This is a genomic window from Agarilytica rhodophyticola (assembly GCF_002157225.2).
GTDB lineage: Bacteria > Pseudomonadota > Gammaproteobacteria > Pseudomonadales > Cellvibrionaceae > Agarilytica > Agarilytica rhodophyticola.
This window is the reverse complement of record NZ_CP020038.1, coordinates 973,646-997,500: the sequence shown is the minus strand read 5'-3', so window position 1 is coordinate 997,500 and position 23,855 is coordinate 973,646. Positions and strand designations below refer to the sequence as shown.

The 23,855-nt window shown below is 42.1% G+C and carries 22 protein-coding genes (1 of these 22 cut by a window edge); 15 read left to right on the top strand and 7 right to left on the bottom strand.

What is annotated here, in order from left to right; all coding sequences use genetic code 11:
• A protein-coding gene (gene tyrS / locus BVC89_RS04260) for a tyrosine--tRNA ligase (RefSeq protein WP_086930015.1) crosses the window boundary here: on the bottom strand, positions 1-744 show its 5' portion. 564 nt of this gene lie to the left of the window's left edge; 744 of the gene's 1,308 nt are visible here — the first part of the coding sequence; it begins with the start codon at positions 742-744; its stop codon lies off the left edge, out of view.
• 200 nt (positions 745-944) lie between these two features.
• Here tyrS and BVC89_RS04255 point away from each other — a divergent pair, with 200 nt between their 5' ends.
• Both BVC89_RS04255 and BVC89_RS04250 read left to right on the top strand, forming a co-directional pair.
• Positions 945-2,309 carry a peptidoglycan DD-metalloendopeptidase family protein gene (locus BVC89_RS04255; protein WP_086930014.1) on the top strand — a complete coding sequence of 455 codons (1,365 nt, stop codon included), beginning with the start codon at positions 945-947 and terminating at the stop codon, positions 2,307-2,309.
• Complete coding sequence (locus tag BVC89_RS04250; protein WP_342752214.1) at positions 2,245-3,429, top strand: anhydro-N-acetylmuramic acid kinase; 1,185 nt, start codon at positions 2,245-2,247, stop codon at positions 3,427-3,429. Before BVC89_RS04255 ends, BVC89_RS04250 begins: the two co-directional genes overlap by 65 nt.
• Here the strand turns inward: BVC89_RS04250 and rsmI are convergent.
• Positions 3,426-4,277 carry a 16S rRNA (cytidine(1402)-2'-O)-methyltransferase gene (gene rsmI / locus BVC89_RS04245; RefSeq protein WP_086930012.1) on the bottom strand — a complete coding sequence of 284 codons (852 nt, stop codon included), beginning with the start codon at positions 4,275-4,277 and terminating at the stop codon, positions 3,426-3,428. The two genes, BVC89_RS04250 and rsmI, sit on opposite strands and share 4 nt — an antisense overlap.
• Positions 4,278-4,456: 179 nt before the next feature.
• Between rsmI and BVC89_RS04240 the strand changes: the two genes are divergently transcribed.
• The 7 genes from BVC89_RS04240 (at position 4,457) to BVC89_RS04210 (ending at position 11,563) form a co-directional block, all read left to right on the top strand.
• Positions 4,457-6,319, top strand: coding sequence for a penicillin-binding protein activator (locus BVC89_RS04240; protein WP_086930011.1), 1,863 nt, complete (start codon positions 4,457-4,459; stop codon positions 6,317-6,319).
• Entirely contained in the window at positions 6,309-6,671 is a 363-nt protein-coding gene (locus BVC89_RS04235) for a YraN family protein (protein WP_086930010.1), read from the top strand. The genes BVC89_RS04240 and BVC89_RS04235 overlap by 11 nt, the downstream gene beginning before the upstream one ends.
• A 124-nt stretch (positions 6,672-6,795) precedes the next feature.
• A complete protein-coding gene (locus BVC89_RS04230) occupies positions 6,796-7,380 on the top strand; it encodes a D-sedoheptulose-7-phosphate isomerase (protein ID WP_086930009.1) in 585 nt (194 codons plus the stop codon).
• A gap of 3 nt (positions 7,381-7,383) precedes the next feature.
• Positions 7,384-7,965 (top strand): BON domain-containing protein, encoded by a 582-nt coding sequence (locus tag BVC89_RS04225; protein ID WP_086930008.1) that lies wholly within the window; start codon positions 7,384-7,386, stop codon positions 7,963-7,965.
• 118 nt (positions 7,966-8,083) lie between these two features.
• Positions 8,084-9,271 (top strand): acetyl-CoA C-acetyltransferase, encoded by a 1,188-nt coding sequence (locus BVC89_RS04220; RefSeq protein ID WP_086930007.1) that lies wholly within the window; start codon positions 8,084-8,086, stop codon positions 9,269-9,271.
• Positions 9,272-9,937: 666 nt separating this feature from the next.
• Positions 9,938-10,321: a hypothetical protein gene (locus tag BVC89_RS04215; RefSeq protein WP_086930006.1), complete on the top strand. Its 384-nt coding sequence runs from the start codon at positions 9,938-9,940 to the stop codon at positions 10,319-10,321.
• 138 nt (positions 10,322-10,459) lie between these two features.
• Positions 10,460-11,563 carry a nucleoside hydrolase-like domain-containing protein gene (locus BVC89_RS04210; protein WP_086930005.1) on the top strand — a complete coding sequence of 368 codons (1,104 nt, stop codon included), beginning with the start codon at positions 10,460-10,462 and terminating at the stop codon, positions 11,561-11,563.
• Between the two features lie 177 nt (positions 11,564-11,740).
• Here the strand turns inward: BVC89_RS04210 and BVC89_RS04205 are convergent, their stop codons facing one another.
• Complete coding sequence (locus BVC89_RS04205) at positions 11,741-12,505, bottom strand: SDR family NAD(P)-dependent oxidoreductase (protein ID WP_173780725.1); 765 nt, start codon at positions 12,503-12,505, stop codon at positions 11,741-11,743.
• 159 nt (positions 12,506-12,664) lie between these two features.
• Here BVC89_RS04205 and hisD point away from each other — a divergent pair, with 159 nt between their 5' ends.
• From hisD to BVC89_RS04185, 4 genes are all read left to right on the top strand, one after another.
• Positions 12,665-13,945, top strand: a complete 1,281-nt coding sequence (gene hisD / locus BVC89_RS04200; protein ID WP_086930004.1) for a histidinol dehydrogenase — start codon at positions 12,665-12,667, stop codon at positions 13,943-13,945.
• Positions 13,926-14,984, top strand: a complete 1,059-nt coding sequence (locus BVC89_RS04195; RefSeq protein WP_086930003.1) for a LacI family DNA-binding transcriptional regulator — start codon at positions 13,926-13,928, stop codon at positions 14,982-14,984. Before hisD ends, BVC89_RS04195 begins: the two co-directional genes overlap by 20 nt.
• A 28-nt stretch (positions 14,985-15,012) precedes the next feature.
• Positions 15,013-15,774 (top strand): HpcH/HpaI aldolase family protein, encoded by a 762-nt coding sequence (locus BVC89_RS04190; protein ID WP_086930002.1) that lies wholly within the window; start codon positions 15,013-15,015, stop codon positions 15,772-15,774.
• Positions 15,775-15,901: 127 nt separating this feature from the next.
• The gene (locus BVC89_RS04185) at positions 15,902-16,948 is read left to right on the top strand and encodes an ester cyclase (RefSeq protein ID WP_086930001.1); all 1,047 of its coding nucleotides are present in this window, start codon (positions 15,902-15,904) and stop codon (positions 16,946-16,948) included.
• Positions 16,949-17,261: 313 nt separating this feature from the next.
• On the opposite strand, the gene BVC89_RS04180 is transcribed toward BVC89_RS04185, so the two are convergent.
• Together BVC89_RS04180 and BVC89_RS04175 are read right to left on the bottom strand one after the other, a co-directional pair.
• A complete protein-coding gene (locus tag BVC89_RS04180; protein WP_086930000.1) occupies positions 17,262-17,426 on the bottom strand; it encodes a rubredoxin in 165 nt (54 codons plus the stop codon).
• Between the two features lie 78 nt (positions 17,427-17,504).
• Positions 17,505-18,347 (bottom strand): hypothetical protein, encoded by an 843-nt coding sequence (locus BVC89_RS04175; RefSeq protein WP_086929999.1) that lies wholly within the window; start codon positions 18,345-18,347, stop codon positions 17,505-17,507.
• Positions 18,348-18,509: 162 nt separating this feature from the next.
• Between BVC89_RS04175 and BVC89_RS04170 the strand changes: the two genes are divergently transcribed.
• Together BVC89_RS04170 and BVC89_RS04160 are read left to right on the top strand one after the other, a co-directional pair.
• Positions 18,510-19,421, top strand: coding sequence for a LysR substrate-binding domain-containing protein (locus tag BVC89_RS04170; RefSeq protein WP_086929998.1), 912 nt, complete (start codon positions 18,510-18,512; stop codon positions 19,419-19,421).
• An 834-nt stretch (positions 19,422-20,255) separates the two neighbouring features.
• Positions 20,256-20,957, top strand: a complete 702-nt coding sequence (locus BVC89_RS04160) for an alpha/beta fold hydrolase (RefSeq protein ID WP_086929996.1) — start codon at positions 20,256-20,258, stop codon at positions 20,955-20,957.
• A gap of 6 nt (positions 20,958-20,963) precedes the next feature.
• Here the strand turns inward: BVC89_RS04160 and BVC89_RS04155 are convergent, their stop codons facing one another.
• Together BVC89_RS04155 and BVC89_RS04150 are read right to left on the bottom strand one after the other, a co-directional pair.
• Positions 20,964-21,989 carry a nuclear transport factor 2 family protein gene (locus tag BVC89_RS04155; RefSeq protein WP_086929995.1) on the bottom strand — a complete coding sequence of 342 codons (1,026 nt, stop codon included), beginning with the start codon at positions 21,987-21,989 and terminating at the stop codon, positions 20,964-20,966.
• A 66-nt stretch (positions 21,990-22,055) separates the two neighbouring features.
• Positions 22,056-23,714 (bottom strand): sodium:solute symporter family transporter, encoded by a 1,659-nt coding sequence (locus BVC89_RS04150; protein WP_086929994.1) that lies wholly within the window; start codon positions 23,712-23,714, stop codon positions 22,056-22,058.
• Positions 23,715-23,855: the final 141 nt, after the last annotated feature.

The following is a 23,855-nucleotide window of genomic DNA, read 5'->3' as shown; positions in this document are numbered from 1 at the left end:
TAACCAGATAGTTCCGCTCTCTGTTTTACCAAATTTTGTGCCGTCAGATTTTGTCACCAGCGGCAGAGTCAAACCGTAAACCTGCCCACCGTACATGCGACGAGCAAGGTCGATACCTCCAGTTATATTGCCCCATTGATCCGAGCCACCGATTTGCAATGTACAGTTAAACTTGTTGTAAAGCTCAGCAAAATCATAAGATTGCAAAAGCATGTAAGTAAACTCAGTAAATGATATACCTGAGCCTTCGCGCTCAATGCGCTGCTTCACGGACTCCTTTTGCACCATATTATTGACAGAAAAGTGCTTACCGACATCGCGCAGGAAATCTAAAACGTTGAGGTTTTCTGTCCAGTCAAGGTTGTTAACCATCTGCGCGGCATTATCGTCATCACCGAAATCAACAAAACGAGATATTTGCACTTTGAGCTTCTCCACCCAGTCGGCAACAACATCAGCTGTGTTTAACTTTCGTTCTGCAGCTTTAAAACTCGGATCGCCGATTAAGCCTGTAGCACCGCCCACCAACGCTAAGGGTTTATGACCTGCCATTTGAAAACGTTTTAAGGTAAGTAAAGGGACTAAACTACCAATATGCAAACTATCAGCGGTAGGGTCAAAACCACAATATAAAGTGCGCGCCCCTTCCGACAAGTATTCACCGAGCGACTCATCGCTAGTTGTCTGTGCGACTAAACCCCGCGCACGTAAATCAGATAATAGGTCACACTCCGATAAGCTCACGCTTTTAACCCCCTGTTTGTTATTAAATAGGTAAAAAAATTAGCGGACAAAGATACCGAAAAGCTTAGTAAAAACAAACCTTTAAGAACGGCTGATTAAAATAAGAAAATTCTAAGCGTATTCGAAGATGAAATTTCACTCTTTTTCTGTTATAAACTTAGAGTTTGTGATGTAAATTGAGATAATGCTTGAGCAAGTTAATGAAAGTCATTGAAAAATCAAAGAAAGTATTAAGTAAAGGCCCTTTTGCTTATTTCCCAAATGGTCATATTTTGGCAGTTTCTGGTCTAAGCCTATGCTTACTTGGCTTTCTAGCTTTGCCAAGTGAAGAAGCTGAAGCTACACGCAATATCCAAACTATTGATATTCCCAATTTCACTATCGACAGACCTGAAATCGCTGTCGAGCATACAACACCTTCTGCTCCCGTAGCAGATTTGCACGTAAACAAAGTCACCGTGAAATCGGGAGACAATTTATCACGAATATTTAAACGCGCCGGGCTCAATGATCGCAGCATGATGGAGTTTTTAAGTGCACATCCTGAAAGCAAGCGCCTAGCATCACTTTATCCTGGTCACCAATTAGAATTCAGTCTCGATAGCGATAACAAATTACAACGCTTAAACTATGTTATTGATCGACTCAACAGCTTTACCTTCAGTAAAGGCGAGCAAGGTTTTGAATTTCAAACCAATACCCGTACACCTGACATTCGCATGGCTCACGGCTCTGCTTTTATTACGCAGTCTTTATATACGGCAGGCATAGATTCTCACCTAGACGACAAGTTAATCATGGAGTTGGCAGACATTTTCGGCTGGGATGTGGATTTTGCGTTAGACATTCGTAAAGGCGACTACTTTAAAGTGGTATATGAAGAGAAGTTCTTGGACGGTGAAAAAATTGGCAATGGCAATATCATTGCTGCTGAGTTTGTGAACCAAGGGACAAAGTTTCAAGCAGTTCGCTACACTGATGCTAAAGGAAAATCTGGCTACTTTACGCCAGAAGGTGACAGCATGCGCAAAGAATTCTTGCGCGCCCCTGTAGATTTTCGCCGTATCAGCTCCAACTTCAACCCAAGACGCTTACATCCAGTATTAAAAACGCGTCGGCCACACAGAGGGATCGATTACGCAGCTAATACTGGCACTCCCGTATGGTCTTCAGGTAATGGACGAGTAATAGCTTCAGGTTACAGTAAAGCCAATGGTAATTATGTTGTCATTCAACATGGCAATAGTATTCAGACAAAGTATTTACACTTGCATAAACGGCACGTTAAAAAAGGTCAGCGAGTTAAGCAAAAGCAAAAGATAGGTACAGTAGGATCGACAGGGTTAGCCACTGGCCCTCACTTACACTATGAATTCCTTATGAATGGCGTGCATCGCAACCCCCGCACTATCGTAGGCCGTCTACCAAAAGCAAAATCTATTAGCCCCAATGAACTAACACGGTTTCTATTACAGACACGAAACCTGACGGCTCAGCTAAATGATGTCTACTCACCGACACAATACGCAACTGCCGATTCTGAAAAATCTACCAAGAGCCTCTAAACATATGCAAGGTGAGAAGGATCAAGGGCTATATATTGGTCTTATGTCTGGCACAAGTACTGACGGCATAGATGCCGCCTTATTTGACTTTCAAGCAGGGCAAGTGGTTATGATTGCCCACCATCACCGCCCATTTGACCATACTGAGAAACAAGAAATTGTCGCCTTAACTCAACCAGGTACTAATGAAATAGATCGAGCAGGGAAACTCGACATCGCTCTCGGACGATCATTTGCGCGCACAGTCTGGGATTTGTTGCAGCTAGCGAATATAGACTCTAGCGACGTAAAAGCTATTGGTAGCCATGGCCAAACAATCCGTCATCGACCTGCAGGCGAGTACCCTTTTTCATTACAAGTAGGCAACCCTAGTGTCATAGCGCAAGAGACCAAAATCACCACAGTCGCCGACTTTCGGCAGAGAGACCTAGCTGTTGGAGGCCAAGGAGCACCATTAGCGCCAGCATTCCACCAAGCTTTTTTTCATAGCCCGAACGAGCGCCGCTGTGTGATTAATATTGGTGGCATCGCCAACATCAGCGTGCTTGCAGACGATAGCAAACAAACACTTGGCTATGATACTGGACCGGGAAATGTATTAATGGATGCCTGGATTCACAAAACTAAAGGTCAAGTCTACGATAAAGGTGGCAACTGGGCTGCAACTGGGCAAGTGCACAACGAATTACTATCATCGCTCCTAAGCCATGAGTACTTTAAAAAAGATTTCCCTAAAAGCACAGGGCGAGAAGACTTTCACTTAGAGGCATTAGAGCACTATTTAAAAGGCTATGAGCATGTTCCTCCAGAAGATGTTCAAGCAACACTTTGCCAACTCACTGCCCAATCAATTGCTAACGAAGTAAGCAGACATCACCCCCAGGGTGTCTATGTTTGCGGCGGCGGAGCCCACAACATATATCTAATGTCGAACCTGCAAGCTCTCTTACCAGATTGCAAAGTCGCCTCCACTGAAGCACTCGGCTTTAATCCTGACTGGGTCGAAGCAGGGTTAATCGCATGGTTAGCGAAGCAAACATTACACTCCCAGCAGGGCAATCTGCCTAGTGTAACGGGAGCCTCTGAAAGCGTCATCTTAGGCGGTATCTATCCGGCTTAACTGTCTTTTTTATTATCTAAGGCCCATTGGTAAAGTTTATTCTTCTTACCACCGGTGAGTTTAGCGGCAAGCGCAGCGGCCTGTTTTACAGGCAGTTCTTCAAGCAAAATAGTCATCGTATGCTTTGCTTCATCACTAATATCTTCAGCAGCAGACTCCTTCGCTTTGCCCTCCAGCATCACCACAAACTCGCCTTTGCGCTGATTCATGTCTTCTTGCAAGATAGCGATTATCTTGCCAAGTGTTCCTGATAAAAAGGTCTCATAAGACTTAGTTATCTCCCTGGCAATAACACAACGGCGTTCTTCGCCAAAGGCTAAAGCCATATCAGCAAGCGAGTCACATATACGATGAGTTGATTCGTAAAAAATTAACGTCCTTGATTCATCCTTTAAAGACTCAAAGTGGCCAAGGCGCGCTGTTTTTTTTGCGGGAGCAAAGCCTTCAAAAATAAAACGGTCGGAGGGTAAGCCTGATGCACAAAGCGCTGCAATTAATGCACAGGCACCAGGAATAGGAATGACGTCAAACCCCTCTTCGCGCACCGCGCTAACAACTCGATAACCCGGGTCTGAAATAAGTGGCGTGCCGGCATCAGAAATTAATGCCACCGACTCGCCGTCGTGCAAGCGCCTCAAAATACGCTCCACCTGCAAAGCGCCACCGTGATCATGGTAAGAAATAAGAGGTGTAGAAATATCGTGAAAGTGCAACAACTTCGCACTATGGCGAGTATCTTCGGCTGCAGCAACTGAAACATTGCGAAGCACTTCAATTGCTCGTTGCGATATATCTGATAAATTTCCGATGGGAGTTGCGACAATATATAGCGCGCATTGCTTATTCATTTGGTATATTGCTGCCAGTTATTTTTGTCAATTCTAACGCAATTGTTATTCTCCCGGCAGATAAATAACCAAGACCGAGAAAATATCTGTTTAGAAACGCAGGTAACAGCAAAAGCGATTACAAACCAGTCTAAACGGCTAACAGACAAGCAGCACACATAGAGAGTTGTTATTTCCCCATGCAAAAGATTGTTAAAAGTATTGGTCACGCAGGTACTTATATTTTTTTAATAGTTTTACTTAGTAGTTGCGGCAGCAACCCTCCGATCACATCAACTAGTGGGCAAGGGGAAGATATTGAAGTGTCCCTTGAGAACATTACTCAGCTACTTGATAACGCCGATCAACAAAGCGATGACGAACGCGCATTTATATATATGAATGTGACTCAGGCCCTATTGGATGCCAACGAGATCGACTGGGCACGCAACACGCTTGCCCAGTTATATGAAAACAAGGTTCCTAGTGATCAATATATACGCTATAGCGTTTTAGCGGCAACAATCGCCATTGCGCAAGGCAATGCTGGTTTAGCAAAACGCGTGCTATGGCAAGCGCGACTGAACAATATCGCAGCCCAAGCTGCCGATGAAGAAAAAATCAAGCTTCATGAAATACGCGCACAACTACTAAGAAGCCTGGCGGAGTATCGCGCTAGTATTAAAGAACGTATTGCCTTGCATCTATTGTTAGAAGAAGGCAGCGAAGAAAGCCAAGATAACCAAGACCAATTATGGCAAACCCTAATGGAATTGCCTTTTACTGACCTCAAACTAGAAAGCCAAATACAAAGTGAAATGCTAGCAAAAGGTTGGTATACATTGGCAAGATTGAGTAAAGATAACCAAACCAATTTGCGCAACCAAATTAGTGCCGTTGAAAGTTGGATGCTCAACTGGCCAGAGCACCCAGCCAGTCTCCGATTACCAGGTGATTTACAACTATTGCAACAGTTGGAAAATGATCAGCCAGGGCAAATAGCTATTTTGCTGCCCTTTAGTGGCCGTTTCGAGGCTGTATCTGCCGCCATTCGCGATGGCATTATGGCGGCTTATTATGAAGCTGCAAACCAAAGCAATATCTTGCCGGACTTGCGTGTTTACGATACTACCAGTGCAGATATCAATGAGATTTATGACGAAGCCACCCTACAAGGAGCCGAGTTAATTATCGGCCCACTGGAACAAAGTAAAATTGCCCAGCTAGCACAGCGAGAAGCGCTGCCTATTCCAACCCTAGCACTCAATAGACTAGCCGAAAACAACGAAATGATAGAAGGCCTGTTTCAGTTTGGCCTCCCACTGGAAGATGAAGTAGAGCAGGTGGCGGAACAGGCGTGGCGCGACGGGCATCGCCGAGCCATGATACTCTCATCAAGAACCAGTAACGGTGATAGAAGCGTAAAGAGTTTTAGTGAACGCTGGCTAGAACTTGGGGGCGAAATTATCAACGACTACCGTTACAACAGCCAAAGTGGCTATTCCAACCTCATTAAAAATGCGGTAAAGGTTCAAGATAGCGAAAATAGAAAAAAGCAGGTGCGCTCCATTATTGGCAAATCAATAAATTTTGAACCGCGCAGAAGAAAGGACATTGACTTTATCTTCTTGTACAGTCAGGCCTCTCAAGCGCGACAACTAAAGCCAACCTTGGCTTTTCACTATGCTGGCGGCATCCCTGTCTATGCAATTAAAGACATTTTCAATGGCCAGAATGACCCGAAAAGGGACAAGGATCTCAACCAGATAAGATTTACTACCCTACCCTGGTTTTTTGATAGCGAATCACCCGAGAAAAAAGCGATTACACAAAGCAGTCAATCAACAAACTACCAGTTCTTTTATGCATTAGGGGTAGACGCATATCACATACATCCTCGCCTACGCCAGCTTAAGCTGATAAAACAAGCCCACTTTTATGGTACCACTGGGAAACTGCGTCTAGATGAGCAGCAAAGGATTAAGCGCGAACAAGTTTGGGCGCAATTTGTTAAGGGCATTGCCACGCCAATGGTGACTTTTTCTCCAGAAGATGATTTTTAATCGCTTTAAAAAAAACGGCCTATCATCAGGCCAACGCGCTGAAGCTACTGCGTTAAAATACCTCAAACAGCATAGTTTGAGGTATATCACGAAAAATTATAGCTGCCGCGCAGGGGAAATTGATCTAATTATGGAAGATGGCGAAGTCTTGGTCTTCGTAGAAGTACGTTATCGCAAACATTCTACTCATGGAACAGCCGCTGAAACCATTACCGCTAGCAAACAGAATAAAATCCGCACGACAGCACAAAACTACATGCTGACGAACAAAATTGGTGAATTGCAAGCATTACGTTTTGATGTGGTCGCCATAGATAACGACAATATTTCGTGGATAAAAAATGCTTTTTAGTGGGTCTATGAATGTAAGCAGGCTATCTAAGATACGATGCAATATTGTTTTGCCTCTGGTAATCTCGACTATTATACGGTCGCGTATTGAACGAAGCAGCTTATTTAGCTATTAGAGATACTTTATGTCACAAAGAGTTTACAACTTATTTCAGCAAAGCGTCGAAGCTAAGATGCAGGTGGGAGAAGAGCTAGCCCCGATTATCAATGCCGCTAGCGATAAAATAGTAGATGCGCTGCTTAACGAAAAGAAAATATTGATATGCGGCAATGGAGCCTCAGCCGCTATTGCACAAATTTTTTCTTCTTGCCTGCTGGACCGCTTCGAAAAAGAACGCCCCGGATTACCTGCTATATGGTTGGGTAGTAATATTTCCACCTATACCGCGATTGCATCGGACTCCACCTATAACGACGTCTTTGCTAAACCAGTGCGGGCACTGGGCCAGGAAGGAGATGTTCTGATCATTATTAGTACTAGTGGTAATTCCGCCAATTTAGTGCAAGCCGTTGCCGCCGCCCACGATAGAAATATTTCAGTGGTGGCAATAACAGGGAGAGATGGCGGTGACATTACCTCACTTTTAGACTCGCAAGATATGGAGATTTGCGCATCGATTAATTCTCGCAGAAGAATCCATGAAATCCACCTACTCACTATCTTCTGTTTGTGTGACCTCATTGATAACAAGTTATTTGGAATAGAATAAGTCATGACCGCGATAAAACCTTACCTAATTACATTTTATCTGCTTACTTTATTGGGTCTATCAGGTTGTGTTGCCGTCATCGATGCTACCACCACCGGCCCGATACAGATCGACCCGAGCAAACGCAGCCTTGGCGAATATGTTGATGATGGCCGTCTAAAAACTATCGTAGCAGTCAACCTTAAAAAAGCTCATCCACAACTGGATAAAGCCCACATCAACGTATATAGCTATAACTCGGTAATTTTATTAACTGGTGAAGTCCCCTCGAACGAAATGCGAGAGCTAGCAGGCAAGACTGCTCGGGACGTTAATAGAATTAGACAAGTATATAACGAACTTACTATTGGCCCTAAAACAACGTTTTTATCTCGCACTAACGACAATTGGATTCATTCAAGGATTAAAACAAAACTGTTGTTTAACTCAGATATTAATTCAAAAAGAGTCAAAATAATTGTTGAAGATAATATTGTGTATTTGATGGGCCTACTAACCAAAGTCCAAACGGATAAAATTACCGAAGTGGTGAGACGCACACGCGGTGTCAAAAAAGTTGTACGGGCCATTGAATATATAGACTAAAAAATTAAACAAGGGGCGCAGCTGTCATATACAGCGTCTATAATTGGCACGTCTTTTTATGGGTGGCATCCACAAAACAGTATACTTAGAAGCTATTTCCTAACTATTCGGAGCGAATATGAGCAATAGAGAAGTCGTTATTGTAGCAGCAGGGCGTACACCAATTGGTAACTTCGGTGGCACATTATCAACTTTATCTGCCGACCAGCTGGGCACCACAGTGATTAAAAGCTTGCTAGAGAAAACCGGTATCCCAGCAGAAACTGTAGACGAAGTAATATTTGGACAGGTGCTCAATGCTGGGTGCGGCCAAAACCCCGTTCGTATTGCTTCCATTAATGCCGGCCTACCCGATACTACACCAGCCATGGGCGTCAGTAAGGTATGTGGCTCAGGCCTAAAAGCCGTACATCTGGCCACACAGGCTATTCTTTTAGGCGATGCAGATGTGGTTATTGCCGGTGGACAGGAAAGTATGAGTCAGGCAGCGCATGTATTACCAGGAAGCCGCAAGGGTTCAAAAATGGGTGATTGGACGCTGGTAGACACTATGATCAAAGATGGTTTGACCGACGCTTTTAATGGTTACCATATGGGGATCACAGCGGAAAATATTGCTAAGAAGTTTGATATCAGCCGAGAGGAGCAAGATGAATTTGCCGCACTATCTCAGCAAAAAGCGGAAGCAGCACAAAAAGCGGGACGCTTCGATGACGAGATCATTCCTGTCTCCATTCCTCAACGCAAAAAAGACCCCATTATCTTTTCTGTCGATGAGTTTCCAAAACATGGAACCAGCGCAGAAACTCTAGGTAAGTTACGCGCAGCTTTCGATAAAGAAGGAACTGTTAGCGCCGGTAACGCATCAGGACTCAACGACGGCGCAGCGGCTGTTGTTATGATGAGTGCAGAAAAAGCTAAAGAACTAGGTCTGACCCCCTTAGTTAAAATCGCCGCATATGCCAGTGCCGGAGTAGATCCTGCAATCATGGGAACAGGCCCGATACCTGCCACTCAAAAATGTCTCACTAAAGCAGGCTGGAGTGTTGACGATCTAGATTTAATAGAAGCTAACGAAGCATTTGCCGCACAAGCCATTTCCGTCAATAAAGGCCTAGAATGGGACGCGTCAAAGGTAAATGTTAACGGTGGAGCAATCGCACTTGGCCACCCAATAGGTGCATCAGGCTGCCGCGTTCTGGTCACACTTATCCATGAGATGTTAAAACGCGAAGCTAACAAAGGCCTAGCAACACTTTGCATCGGTGGCGGAATGGGTGTTGCCCTAGCGGTCGAGAGAATCTAATTAAACGTTGGTAAATGTTTGAGTTTTTCTTACCCAGTACTACACATTTATTAGGATGGTGTTGTGCTGGGCGTCAACAATAAAATATAGCTGGTCTTAATAGGCAGAGCTTAAACGCCTACACTAAAAGCAAGTTTTAACAATAAATAAGTAAAGCCTACTTCACAGTCTCTACTAATATTTGATCAAATATATACTTTCGCCATCTAACAACATTTAGATATTTTTATACATATAATTTTCTGCTTAACCGCCACTACCTTTCTATTTAAAGACGCGCCATTGAAAAAAGTATGCAACCAAACATATTCTTAATGGATATTTTACGCGCCGATTATTATTGGAAAATAAAAAAAATAACAATATACGATATTTCTTACTTGCAAATTAATACATAGTGAATGTATGTTTACTTCCTGATTGTGTTTTTCGCTAACAACTTTACGGATTAGCCAATTTTAACTGTATTCGAATAAAAGCATTTTGTTAGTGGTATTAAAAATAAAAACTAAATAGATAACATGCTTTTCAAGTAACTTTTTTAATAATTTATTTCTTTAATAATTTATTATAATTGCTCTATTTTGAAAAATTATTTCATTTTAACTTAATCAAATTTTGTTTGTTAGTTGTTTTTAACTATTTTTTATCATAAGGGTGTCACTAATGATTTCTTTAAGTAGATTTATTCTTGTGTTTGTATTTACCTGTGCTTTTTTGTCTGATGCATATGCTGCTGTTAATTGTATAAACCATCACACATGTAGAGGGCCGGCAAAAGACTTAGTTAAAGCTATGTGGGTCTATGGTGGTTCAGGAGCACGCCAACTCTTTGTGACAGCACCCTCAGCAGTCAATTTCTGGAACTGCAACCCTAACAACGAACACTCAACTAGTACCAATGTTATTATGAATGATAGCAATGTAGCATTCGAAGAAAACTATGCTCTTTTACTAGCCGCATACTTTTCTAATGCAGATATAGTCCTTCGTAGAGATGAGCATGCTCCAGGCTGCGTACTTAGATCCGTTCGTCTTTTTAGTCGATAGTAGCTCATCAGTATTAATTTTAATCTTCAAAAATTTAATGGGCGTTAATCATCAAACTGAATATTAGCTACTAATGTGGTCTTAATTTCTGAGATCTCACTAGTATTTTAATTATTACCCTTTGACTGGTATTTTCATGTGAACAAACTGATTTTTAGTATTTTATTGATCTTTATTTTTACAAGTGCCTATACAAACGCTGAGGTTAAATTTGTAAAATACAAAAAGTATTTGATCCAAGTAAATGAGCCCCAATGCAATAAGCCTAAAGTTATAGTATCCACAGATTTTGGGATTGTGCCTACTACTTCTGATGCAAATGAGCCTCAGGATTTAACGCATTATTTAGCTTATAGTAACCATTTTGATACAAGGGCAATTGTGGCATCTGCCGAGGGCACTGCTACGAGTTTAGCTTCTGCTATTAGCCATTATCAATTTGACTACCAAACTCATTTTCTTACCAGTGCTTTTGGAAATGAATTTCCAACACCAAATTATCTAAATAGCATTCTCTATACAGGTGTTGATGAACAAGTTAACCCCGAGCCCAACAACTCAAATTCGTCCACCATTAAGATCATTAACGAGGCAACTAATGCCAGCCCCGAATGCCTTTTAAACATTTTAGTTTGGGGGCCAATGACCGATGTTGCAGCTGCAGTCCACTACATGACCGAAGCCCAACGAAATAACCTAAGAATAGTTGCAATAGGTTCTTCAAATAGAAGCGGTGATGTGAACGCATGGCGTTATATCAAAAAATTCAAAGATACCGGCGGAACATTGTTTTCTGAAAACATTATTTTGATGGATCGCGGCAACCCAACCGACGCATTCCGTCGACTTTACTTAGGAAATACTTGTGCAGTCAATCCAGTGCTCTACAACGATAACGGGGTTATCGGTAGAACAGAAAATATTATGGATGATCTCACAGATAAAGTACCTACATCAGATCGTGGTCTTCGTGGCTTACTTCAATCGACACGGGGAAACTTTTCATCGGAACGATTAGCTAATTGGCAAAACTGTCAGACAAATAGTCGCAATAGTGCAAATAGTTTGAGGTTTGCAGACTCATTGTCGACATTGTATTTATTAGATTCTGTTTTAGGTTTTGATGGTGGGCTTCGACGTATCATTGAAGCTAACGACAGTACTGCCACAGGCATGGGTAATCCCGCAGTTTTGAGAAGGATTTACGATAATTTTAGAGCAAGAATGAATGATATTTATTAGAAGCAATATACTCCTGCTGCAATAAGAAATTACAGTGCCTGATTATTTCAATAAGATGATCACTGCCAGAGGCAATCCCAAAATAAACCAATCGAAAGATCTTAACTTCTTGGTCTGACAAATGGCCTGAAAAAGTCTCACACAATAACCTCGGTTTGATTAATCAGACCGGGGTTATTAATGGGCCACCCACCCCCCATCAACTAACACACTTGTTCCTGTTACCATGGAAGATAATTCTGAAGCTAAATATATAACGGCAGCAGCAACATCATCTGTGGATGCTAACTTATTCATAGGAATCTTGGACATCACAAAATTGGCAAACTCGGGGTTCTCTAACATTGGCTTTGTCAGAGCTGTTTCTACGAATGTTGGCGCAACAGAGTTAATTCTGATGTTGCTTTGCGCAAGTTCCACAGCCAAAGCCTTAGTGAACCCTTCAATTGCATGTTTAGTCGCGCAGTAAAGCGTTCGTTTAGGAGAGCCCACATGTCCCATTTGAGACGATATATTAACAATACTTCCTGCTTTATCGGCTTGCAACAAATTGCGCACAACAACTTGAGTAGCACGGAATACGCTCCCCAGGTTCATATCCACTATACGATCATAGGTGCTACGCTCAATTTCTATAAAAGGCTCAGGCTGATTACTGCCAACGTTGTTAATAAGGATATCAATATCTTTACGCGCCTCAAGGCGGCTTAGAAAAGCATCGCTAGTCACATCTTCCACCCAGGGAATAAGCTTATCACCTAAGTCGCCAGCTAACTCTAGTAGATCCGCTTCAGTTCGCGCGACGGCGATAACAGATGCGCCGGTTTTGACCAAAGCTTCAGCACAAGTGCGCCCGATTCCTTTACCTGCACCAGTAACCAAAGCCAGCTTACCACTCAAAAGAGTCGTGGAATAACCCGATATTTTTGAATTCGAAACCATTTCTTATTTACGCTTTTTTTCGACATTTATTGCTTAATATATCACTGAAGGTAGGCATCTTAAAGAATATTATTGCATTCGAAGTCATTTTTACTTAAGCTAATTCTGAATCGGCAAAATATTCAACGCCTCAAACAAGCGACTAACCAGGTTTTTATTATGATAAGAAAATTAAAAGAAGGTATCGATACAGAAGTTGCTGCAGATAATGATGCCAAAGTCCGTGAAATCGTAGAAACTACTCTTGCCGATATAGAGAAGCGTGGCGATAAGGCCGTTCGAGAATATGCGCAAAAGTTTGATAACTGGAAAAGCGGCCTACGTTTGAGTAAAGAACATATAGCCGCCTGCTATGATCGCTTGGATAAGGCAGTTATTGAAGATATCCGATTCGCGCAAGAACAAGTTAGAAACTTTGCGCAAAAGCAAAAAGATGCTCTTAAAGACATTGAAGTAGAAACGCTTCCTGGTGTTGTGCTGGGGCATAAAAATATTCCTGTAAATAGCGCAGGATGTTATGTGCCAGGGGGCAAATACCCTCTCGTGGCTTCAGCCCATATGAGCATTGTTACAGCCAAGGTTGCGGGCGTGAAGCGCGTTATTGCATGTGCCCCCCCGTTTCAGGGCGAACCTAACCCGGCAATTGTTGTAGCAATGGATATGGCTGGTGCAGATGAAATCTACTGCCTAGGCGGAATTCAAGCTGTAGGCGCCATGGCGATAGGTACTGAAACTATCGCGCCGGTAGATATGCTAGTGGGACCAGGTAATGCTTTTGTTGCCGAATCTAAGCGACAACTATTTGGTCGCGTCGGAATTGATCTGTTTGCCGGCCCAACAGAGACGCTAGTGATTGCCGACGACTCTGTAGACGGTGAGCTTTGTGCGACAGACCTACTCGGCCAAGCTGAGCATGGGCCAAATTCTCCAGCCATATTGCTCACAAACTCACAGGCGTTAGCTGAAGCGACTGTGGCTGCCATCGAAGAGCAACTCAAGACCCTTGAAACAGCAGAAATAGCAGGTGCAGCATGGCGTGATTACGGTCAAATTATTGTTTGTGACACCTATGAAGAAATGGTCTGCGTAGCCGATGAAATCGCATCCGAACACGTACAAGTCATGACAAAAGACCCAGAATTCTTCTTAAACAACATGACAAATTACGGTGCATTATTCCTAGGGCCGGAAACTAACGTCTCATACGGCGACAAGGTGGTTGGCACTAACCATACGCTACCCACCAAGAAAGCGGCGCGTTATACTGGCGGTCTATGGGTTGGCAAGTTCATCAAAACATGCACTTATCAACGCCTTACCGAAAAAGCCTCCGTGCATATTGGCGAATATTGTTCTCGACTCTGCGCAGTTGAAGGCTTTATGGGGCATAAAGCTCAAGCAGACATTCGCGTGGAACGCTATGGAAAAAAAGACGCCTGATAATAAACGCAAAACCGTATTAACAACATCGCGAAATTCGCGCAAAAAACGCTCTACCTCTTACGATGTTTCGCGAATGGCGGGCGTTTCTCAATCTGCAGTATCGAGATGTTTTAAACCAGGAGGCAGTGTCTCTGCTAAAACTCGAGCAAAAGTAGAGGCAGCTGCAAAAAAACTAGGCTATCAACCTAATGCTATAGCTAGGGGATTAATTACCCGCAGATCGAATATTGTCGCCGTTATTATTACCGAGTTAACCAATTTAAATTACCCAGAAGTTCTATCCCAACTCAATAAGATCCTGGGACAAAAAGGTATACATATTTTGCTGTTTACCTTCGGCAGCAAGGAAAATATTGATAACGTCCTCGATCAGGTATGGCAATATCAAGTAGATGGAATTATTGCGGCAACGCAATTTACCGATAAGCAAATAAAAGCTTGCTTTGAACGCGGCACGCCGTTGGTATTTTATAACTCAGTATATGCTGATAGCTCAATTAACTCCGTTTGTTGCGATCATGAAGAAGGCGAACGACAACTGGTTGAAAGTTTATTAAAGGACAAACGCAAATCTTTCGTCGTAATGAGTGGCCCCAAAGAGTCAGCAGTTAGCACCGCGCGTACACGTGGAGCAATCAACACACTGAACGAAGGGGATGTCAGTGTTTTACAGCTATCAGGCGATTACAGTTACCAAAGTGCACGCGAGTTAATACGTGAGATGTTCGAAAATAAAACCTTCGAACCCGATGCGATTGTATGTGCTAATGACACGATGGCAATTGGTTGTATCGATGCACTACGCCATGAATACAATATGAAAGTACCCGAGCAAGTAGCTGTTGTCGGCTTTGACGGTGTTTCACAAGCACGCTGGGCGAGTTATGAAGTCACCACCGTTGTTCAACCGGTGGAACACATGGTGGAGGCGGCAGTTAATATGCTAATAGAACGCATCGAAAACCCTGAGTCACCGGCTGAGAAGCGTCTATTCGCAGGTAAGCTAATAGCAGGGCGTAGCGCCTTGTTGAATTAATAATAGTTAATTTTTATTCGAGAAGAGTATGGCCTCTATTCACAACAACTTTCGCCAGCGTTTATTAGAAAAGCAATTATTAGTAGGCACATTTCAGAAAACTCCAGCCATGATGATTTCTGAAGTACTAGCGAAAACAAATCTTGATATAGTCTGCCTCGATGCTGAGCACTCGCCATTTGACCGCAAAGATATAGACGCCTGCATACTCGCATTCAGATCAGAACAAAAACCTTCGATCGTTAGACCTGCCTCAGGCGCACCAGAACAAATACTCAATGCACTTGACTGCGGAGCAACTGGCATATTAGTACCTCATATCGACAGTGTGGAAAAAGCCAAAACACTGGCTAAGATATCTCGCTATGGTGATGGTGGCCGAGGTTATGCAGGCTCCACTCGAGCGGCGCTTTATACAGGTCGGAATATTGAAGAAAATATAGAGCACAATAAAAACGAAAATACTGTTATTGCCCAGATAGAAGACTTAGCAGCACTAGAAGTTATTGATGAGATTGCTCAGGTAGAAGGGATAGATGGCCTGTTTATCGGAATGGCGGACTTAACAGTATCTCTCGGCTGTCGATCCCTAAAAGATGAGCCGGTGATTAATGCCGCTAAACATATTTGCAAAGCAGCGAAGTCGGCTAATCGAGCGGTGGGTATTTTTGTTGGTGATATGAATGATATTCCTTTTTGGCAAGAACAAGGAGTAAGTCTCTTTCTCCTCAATTCAGAACATGGCTTCATTAAACAGGGCGCCAATACCCTACTAGATAATTTTAAATAAAGTTGGGGTAGCCATGCCTAACTTATGCCGGCAAGCTCATTCAGCCCGCCGATGACTTCGAATGCATTCTTGTATGAAATACAGTGCAAACATGAAGAGCTCACTTTAAACATCACGGACATATCTCATGAACCCAACAGATTTAAAAGCATTACTGCTTCCATACCGTCTGGCAACACAAAGCTACATAGCTGACGAAGTGCATCATGCTCTTCATGCAATACTAGCTCCAGACGCGGATATAAAGATGTGCCATCCTTTTGGCCCTTTAAAAGGGGCAGATGCTTTTATGGATACATGCCTTACGCCACTTAGTAAAGCCATGCCCGATCTTGAGCGCAGAGATATGATAATGCTTGCAGGTGAGACACCGGAAGGCTCACAATGGGTTGCGTGCATGGGCAACTATATGGGGACATTTCTATCACCGTTGTTAGATATTCCTCCTACAGGGCATCTCTCTCACATGCGCTATCATGAATTTTTCCGTATTGAATCTGGGAAAGTAGTCGAGATGCAGGCTATTTGGGATTTACCAGAGTTAATGGTGCAAGCAAAGAGTTGGCCGATGGCACCTCAACTGGGCTCCTTCCTGTGCACTCCAGCGCCTATGACATGCGACGGCTTGCAGATATCAGGCGATGGTCAAAAAACTTACAAACATGTAATTGCGATGCTAGAAGACTTATGTCGTCACCCGGCTAATCCCGACCCAAGCATCATGCAATTGGAAAAATATTGGCATCCGCGATGTAACTGGTATGGCCCCACCGGTATCGGCAGTAATCGAGGTATTGCAGGCTTTAGAAACTGGCATCAAATTCCATTCTTACGCGCAATGCCTGATCGTAAATTAGATGCAATGGGTAACTTAATGTCTCATTGGGTAGCTGAAGGTAATTATGTGTGTGAAACCGGGTGGCCTAATATGAGACTAACATTATCTCACGATGGATGGATGGGTATTGCACCTGCCGGCAAAGAAGTATTATTACGAAGTTTAGATTTTTGGCGAGTAGAAAATGGAGTGATTCGAGAGAATTGGGTGCTTGTGGATTTACTCGACCTATACCAGCAAATTGGTGTGGATGTCTTCGCACGTGTTCGAGAATTTAATAAAGCGAGAAATATAGGATCAATATCTGTTCCTAGTGGCTTAGATTCCATATCCTGATTACTGTAATAAAAAAACTACTAAACATATGCTCCATAGTATGTGTCTTAGGTCAAACTCGATAACATCAGTGCTAGTGTTGAACTTCATGTTGTAATTATAAAGCGAGAAAAAATTAATTTTGCGATATTGCCATTGAAAGTTAACGTAGAGAGCGATATCTGATTTCTAAGCTTAAGGAAATCAGATATCCAAACTAGAGAGCACAGCCTTAAAAGACAGTCTATTCTCTTGAGAGCGTGCATCCAGCTAAACCGGAACCGATTATCACTAAATCAAAATGTGTTATAAAACGGTCTAACATACTCAACCTCTAGATTTCGATCACCTCAAAGTCACTTTTACCTACTCCACAGTCAGGGCACTCCCAATCATCTGGGATATCATCCCACTTTGTACCAGGTGATAAACCATCTTGCGGTGCCCCTTCGGCTTCGTCATAAATCCAGCCACAAATAATACATTGCAATTTTTTCATTGCGGTCCCCTGTGCAGAATGATTTTTAAATCAGCCGTATAATTAAGTATCAGATTACTCTGTTTTAAAAAATAAGATTTATTGGTCGTAAGTCCTAGTAAATCGGTAGAATGCAGAATTCTTTTCCTGTTCTTTTTGACGCCAACCATAACGTTTAGGTGCTTCCGTTTCTATTTTCAGCGTCCGGTAAATAAGCCAGTCATATAAAGAAAGAAAGTTATGTAGGTTCTTGGCCGAGTTAGGACCTCGGCTATGATGATGATGATGAGTTGTTGGGAATGTAAATACATGTGCTAACCCATGAAATATTTTTCTAACTAACGGATTAGAATGATTTAAAAGGTATAAATCATAATGCCAGTTGGTATGGACGTGTAACGCCCATAATCCTTTAATAATTACTCCATATATGAAAATTTCTGCTAAACCAAGGTAAAGAGCGATAAAACTGAACCAAACATTTGGCATGACAAACCAATACATCCAACCTTCAACGAAGGTCTGGCCAACGGTCATTTGAGCTTTTTCATCATCATTACCAATAAGGTGGTGTGGGCGATGTGCAGTTCGGAATATTTTATGTAAGGGTCGCAATATTTTTAATTTTGGAGTCCGGCTATGAGCTAGCCAGTGACCGAGCCCATGAAAATATTCTTCAAGCATTACAAACGCCAGCAGGCTCCACCAAAAGTATTCTTGCTCAAGATGAGCTAGAACGCCCTGATAAGGAGCTAAGAAAACGCCTGCTATTGTGAAGATCATCACCATAACTATAGGGCGTTGTATGAGCGTTATACCCACAGCACATATTGCCGCCATTTTTAAATCTGTAACATTTAGTATGCCTTTGCGGTAGTTACCCGTCATGAATTCGTAAATAACGCAAAGCAAAAAGAATGATGAGACAATTATCGTTTCCACTTTTAATCTCCCAACGTTTTATATGTCAGTCAAATATTATTTGACTTCATTTTCAGACCGTCCATATATGCTATTATTGACACAGTCATTCATCCAATGGATTATTAAAATAACAGTCATTGACAATGGTGATGCTAACAACTTTAGCTGGGCGAGATAAAGATGAAAGACTTAAGAAATGTTGATCTTAACCTCCTGGTAGTATTTAACGCGCTCGCGGAAGAGGAGCATCTAACTCGAGCAGCCGAGAAGCTTCACCTTAGCCAGCCAGCTGTTAGTAATGCACTCGCTCGCTTGAGAGATTTTTTTGACGACGAACTTTTCGTTCGTGCACCTAAAGGAATGAAACCCACTAGGAAGGCTCGAGCATTAAAGCAACCAATAAAACAAGCACTCGAAATTATCCAAAACCAGCTTCTTGATCAAGATGTGTTTGAAAGCAAAACAGCGAAGAACCACTTTTCTATTGCAGTAAACAGCTATGCTGAATTTGCACTTCTACCGAGGCTTATCGGTAATTTTCGCACTGAAGCTCCGAATGTAGTGTTGGACATATTTCCTGAGAGCGATGCCACCACAGCTGAGAAATTGAGATCTGGAGAATTAGACATCGCCTTAGATTACCTTTCTCTTCAAGGTAAAGATTTTATTGAAGAACCTTTTTTCGAAGAAGAGCTGGTCGTGGTTGCGGCCAAAGACCATGCTGAATTAAGAAATGGTCTTACAATTGATTTATATAACTCTCTGCCTCAACTCTCGATGCACCCGAGAGGCCATAGAGGAAGCCATACCGAGATTTTACTCGGCAGAAAACATATAAACCGAAATATTGTAATGTCAGTTTCAAATCTGATCAGCTTCGCTCCGTTAGTCGCGAATTCGGACATGATTTGTACACTGCCAAAACGACTTGCAAAGCACTTTGAAAAACAGCTAGCAATCAGCATATATGAATTACCATATAATCTCGATAAAATACCCATATTTATGATTTATCATCGAGATCGCGTGAATGATCCAGCACACAAATGGTTGCGAAACAAAATCACATTTCTTGCCACATTGAAAAATTAGTCTACGTAAGACTTTCTTACCCAAATTTTAAGGCCAACCTGTCACTGGTTGAATCAAAATCTCGCAGATAACTAGAAAAACCACATAAAACACTTATCACTACCATAACATCTTCATCTTATTATAATGTTGGGTCATACGAGATGCTCATATCAATTTGAAGATAATAAAGATACGCTAACGTGTTAAGAAACGTCTATTCGGACAGGCAATCAATCGATCATTACATGTTTACTTGTTTAAATCGATCTAAGCTTAGAGAAGTCAGTTGATTTGAAATAACGTTAGATCAATCCAATAGGCAGCTTTAAAGGTGTTTAAAAAATTAATATTACAACCAGTAATGAATTGGTTTTTGAGCCAGTTTGTAAATGCTGTCTGTTAAGGTAAACCAGCTGCGCTGTGTGTATAATTTGATTTGTTAAATCCAAGACACTTTTATCAAGTACGGACTATCTCACTATCGAATATATAGAACCTGTATTTAAGCCATATGAATAGGCTAAGTCTCCTATACTCCAAGTGAGTGATGGATGTTAATATAACTGCTCAGATGCTAAGTACTAGAAGGGCTTTACCTGCTGATGGGGATGCCATAACGATCTATATTAGCAGTTTAGAGGAAATTTTCGAAAAAATTAATCTGACTTCAAACAAACCAAAGGAGACTCCGTTTGAACAAAAGTGGCACAGAGGTCTTGGGTTAATAATTTTATTGGTATATGTGTCAATTAAATTTTGATTTATATTCATTAGTTTGGTCTATTTAGTGCGGTTTTTATTGTTATATTACCGAGAAGTATTTTCATCAAGATGAATTAAGATTGTAGTTAAATGAAGGAACCTATTATTTTATTGCCGGGCATGATGTGCGACGGCCGTTTATTTACACCACAGTATGTAGCACTTTCAGCGCAGCAACCAGTCACGGTAGCGGCGATTACTGGTAGAGCAAGTATTGAAGCATTAGCCGAAAATATTCTAGCAAATGCTCCCCCTACTTTTGCGCTCGCGGGACTATCAATGGGTGGCATTGTTGCCATGGAAATTATCCGTCAGGCACCGGGAAGAGTATCTCGCTTAGCTTTAATGGACACAAATCATTTGCCCGACCCTCCTGAGCGCATAGCAATTAGAGAGAGGCAAATTCAACAAGCTCGCCAAGGACACTTAAAAACAATTATGCGTGAGGAGATGAAACCCAATTATCTTGCCGAAGGAGAAAATCGCGATCACATTTTGGATTTATGTATGAGTATGGCCGAATCTCTTGGGCCAAAAGTTTTTGAGCAACAGTCACGAGCACTAGCTAAACGTCCTGACCAGAGGGAAACATTACGCCACATAAAAGTACCAACTCTTATCTTATGTGGAGAAAGTGATAGGCTATGTAATGTCGAAAAACACCAAATTATGCATAATTTAATCTCTCACTCCGAGCTGGTCGTCATCCCTAGAGCCGGTCATTTGCCTACACTTGAACAACCAGAGCTAACAAATAAAGCCCTAAATCGCTGGCTAAGAGTAGCGACTTGAAGTGTATTAGTTGCTTGTGCTATTGCGCTTAAAAATACTCGAACTTCTGGCAAAAACGTCTAGTCCCTGTTGGCTCAACCAATAGGGAATATCTATAAATATCCAGTTCTCCACTAGCTTATCCCCTTCTCGTCGATAAACATCGACTACTTGCATCTCGGCATTTTTCGAACCACCAGGGAGACCTAACCAACCACCAATAGGTGAATTGGATAGATTCGGCCAACCAAAAAAGCAAGCGTAGTTTCCTTCAGCAAAACGACACTCGTGGCCATGAAACTTCTTATCTTCTAGGTTTTCTCGAAAAGGCAACTGATGTTGCTCTTGGTAACGCTCAATAGTATATGTGGCGCCGACACCTGCAGGACCATACCACAACATATCTTCAGACCAAGTAGACTTTAAAATATCCACCGAACAGCCCATTGAACCGCTGTCATTGAGTGCCGATAAATCATCTATCATACGATCTAGCAAATCCAGAGTCTCACTAGACTGCTCTGTGGGAGCATCATCAAACAATAACCCGTCATGTGTACGTGGACCTGGATAATTAAAAAAAGTGCCAGTAGATGGCGGCAAAGGATTAACACCAGCAATCATCATTAGGCCAATGAGATCCACAAACAACCCACTGCGTGTTATCACCCCGTTCTCAACACAATTAAACTCGGCATAACGAAGGTTGGCAAGTCGGCGAGTATGAGGAATACCAAGAATATCTTGGTCAAACAAGCCCATAAAGTTTCCCATACTCATCACCCACACTTCGCCGTTGCCATATTTATTATTGCCGGCAATAAAAATATCTTCACGGCGTTGCATACGTGAAAAAGCCTTCATAAGAGGAATCCAAAATACTTCAGCAACTGCTTGTGCTCCTTGTTGTTGACGAAATGGATAAACGCCTTGCCAGGAATAATCATCGCTTACATAGCTGGCCAGCACTTGGGCAATATTTTCGGGGGCAGAGTTTTCTATTGCTTCAAAATATTCACGTATTAACTTTTTTTCTGATTGATACTGAATCATTGGTATTCACATGTTGTTCTAACAAAAATTACTGGACTTTATTGAGGCCATTTCTATTAGCAAGGTTTAGCCGAGACGAGCAAACCAAGCCAAAAATAGTAATATACCTACAAAGAAAACAGGCAATAGCCAGACTACTGGCTCCACTTTACCTGGCACCAAGTACCAGCCACCAGACGTCATCGCCTTGCCTTGATCACGAAACATTTTTATTTGTCCGGGTACGCTGTATTGATGCCACTCTTGTTTAAAGCCATCTAAAGCGACACTTGCTAGCCAAGCTACAACAAAGTTTATTGCTCCGGCAATAACAGGATACCAAGGCCAAGCAATTTCCGGTCTATCAACACCCATAGCAAGCCATATTGGGTCAACAGCAGGCTTTAAAATATCCAAAGGAACGATAAAAAGCAGGCCTAAAAATCCGGCAACAATACCTACTAGTAAACCTCTTTGCGATACCTGCTTGGAAAAAAAGCCCATACCATACATACATAGCTTAGCACCTACGACATAGGAGCCAACTTTTGATAAGACTTCCAGAATCGAGCCTTTGCCTCCTGCAAATGAAATAGCAATTGGGATAATCATTATGCCCCACAATACGGTAAAAATGCGGGAAACATTTAGGTAATGAGCTTCATCAGCATCGGGCTTATAAAATTTTCTATAGAAGTCCGTCACGCTGATTGTTGCTAATGAGTTTAGTGCTGAAGAAGTGGAAGACATAGAAGCGGAAATAATAGCGACGGTAATCAAGCCTAACAAACCCGGTATCGCTAAACTATTAGAAAAAATAAGCATGATTTGATTCGGCTGCTCAAATGGCTCGCCCTTATAATAGACAAACAGTAACGCACCAATAAGGAAAAATACAAAATATAAGAAGAATGCCGCAAACCCCATAACTAAATAAGATTTTTTTGCGTCACCAATATTTTTAGCCGCAAGCGCTCGTTGAGCCATAAATTGATTAGCACCATACACTGTTATGTGATAAAGGGTCATGGCAAACACACCGGCCCATATTGTTGGCGCTATGGAAAAATCCAGTTCAGTCCTAATGGGATTAAGTTTGCCATGCATGTCTAAAAAATTGAGCGCTTCGGGAAAGGAATCAATAGATGAAAGCAGCGAAACCAGAACAACACAAGCACCTAAAATTAAAATAATACCCTGTAGTACATCCGTCCATATAACGGCATTCATACCGCCAAGCATGGTATAGACAACAACGATAATGGCCATCACAACAATCGCGGTAGTCGCACTTATATCAGTAATGAACGTTACAACAAATGCCGTTGCCGTTAATATTGATGCAGCACCGACGCTCATGGTGAACATAAAGAGTAGACCCATAACCATGCACGATACTGAACCAAAGCGACGCTCTAAATATTCATATATAGAGGCAACACCACTGTTGTAGAAAAAAGGAATGAAAAAGACAATACAAACAAAGATAACAAGGGCGTAGTTAACATGAATAGCCAACGCAGCCATACCGTCACCGTAGGCCCATGCAGGCCCACCCAAAAAAGAAAGAGCGCTTACATAAGTTGCCAATACAGAGATACCAATTGCCCACCAAGGTGCGGATCGGTCTCCGAGATAGTAATCTTCAGCAGTATTAACTCGGCGGCTCATCAACCATCCCAAGCCTATATTCGCTAGCATGTATATGATTACGATGGACCAATTTAATATGCCGAAATCAACCACAATGATTCTCCTTTCTAGATATATACTACCTATGGACGAAATTTGAGCATTATCATCATTACATGGCTAGGGCCTGTTAACACTCTGTTTTTTATTATGACAAGCAGATTAATTGACTACGGATGCAATTTCAATCACCAA

Excerpts from the sequence above, each read along its gene's own strand:
- BVC89_RS04255 (WP_086930014.1), top strand. The coding sequence starts at position 945 with ATGAAAGTCATTGAAAAATCAAAGAAAGTATTAAGTAAAGGCCCTTTT.
- BVC89_RS04250 (WP_342752214.1), top strand. The coding sequence starts at position 2,245 with ATGATGTCTACTCACCGACACAATACGCAACTGCCGATTCTGAAAAAT.
- rsmI (WP_086930012.1), bottom strand. The coding sequence starts at position 4,277 with ATGAATAAGCAATGCGCGCTATATATTGTCGCAACTCCCATCGGAAAT.
- BVC89_RS04240 (WP_086930011.1), top strand. The coding sequence starts at position 4,457 with ATGCAAAAGATTGTTAAAAGTATTGGTCACGCAGGTACTTATATTTTT.
- BVC89_RS04235 (WP_086930010.1), top strand. The coding sequence starts at position 6,309 with ATGATTTTTAATCGCTTTAAAAAAAACGGCCTATCATCAGGCCAACGC.
- BVC89_RS04230 (WP_086930009.1), top strand. The coding sequence starts at position 6,796 with ATGTCACAAAGAGTTTACAACTTATTTCAGCAAAGCGTCGAAGCTAAG.
- BVC89_RS04225 (WP_086930008.1), top strand. The coding sequence starts at position 7,384 with ATGACCGCGATAAAACCTTACCTAATTACATTTTATCTGCTTACTTTA.
- BVC89_RS04220 (WP_086930007.1), top strand. The coding sequence starts at position 8,084 with ATGAGCAATAGAGAAGTCGTTATTGTAGCAGCAGGGCGTACACCAATT.
- BVC89_RS04215 (WP_086930006.1), top strand. The coding sequence starts at position 9,938 with ATGATTTCTTTAAGTAGATTTATTCTTGTGTTTGTATTTACCTGTGCT.
- BVC89_RS04205 (WP_173780725.1), bottom strand. The coding sequence starts at position 12,505 with ATGGTTTCGAATTCAAAAATATCGGGTTATTCCACGACTCTTTTGAGT.
- hisD (WP_086930004.1), top strand. The coding sequence starts at position 12,665 with ATGATAAGAAAATTAAAAGAAGGTATCGATACAGAAGTTGCTGCAGAT.
- BVC89_RS04195 (WP_086930003.1), top strand. The coding sequence starts at position 13,926 with ATGGAAAAAAAGACGCCTGATAATAAACGCAAAACCGTATTAACAACA.
- BVC89_RS04190 (WP_086930002.1), top strand. The coding sequence starts at position 15,013 with ATGGCCTCTATTCACAACAACTTTCGCCAGCGTTTATTAGAAAAGCAA.
- BVC89_RS04185 (WP_086930001.1), top strand. The coding sequence starts at position 15,902 with ATGAACCCAACAGATTTAAAAGCATTACTGCTTCCATACCGTCTGGCA.
- BVC89_RS04180 (WP_086930000.1), bottom strand. The coding sequence starts at position 17,426 with ATGAAAAAATTGCAATGTATTATTTGTGGCTGGATTTATGACGAAGCC.
- BVC89_RS04170 (WP_086929998.1), top strand. The coding sequence starts at position 18,510 with ATGAAAGACTTAAGAAATGTTGATCTTAACCTCCTGGTAGTATTTAAC.
- BVC89_RS04160 (WP_086929996.1), top strand. The coding sequence starts at position 20,256 with ATGAAGGAACCTATTATTTTATTGCCGGGCATGATGTGCGACGGCCGT.
- BVC89_RS04155 (WP_086929995.1), bottom strand. The coding sequence starts at position 21,989 with ATGATTCAGTATCAATCAGAAAAAAAGTTAATACGTGAATATTTTGAA.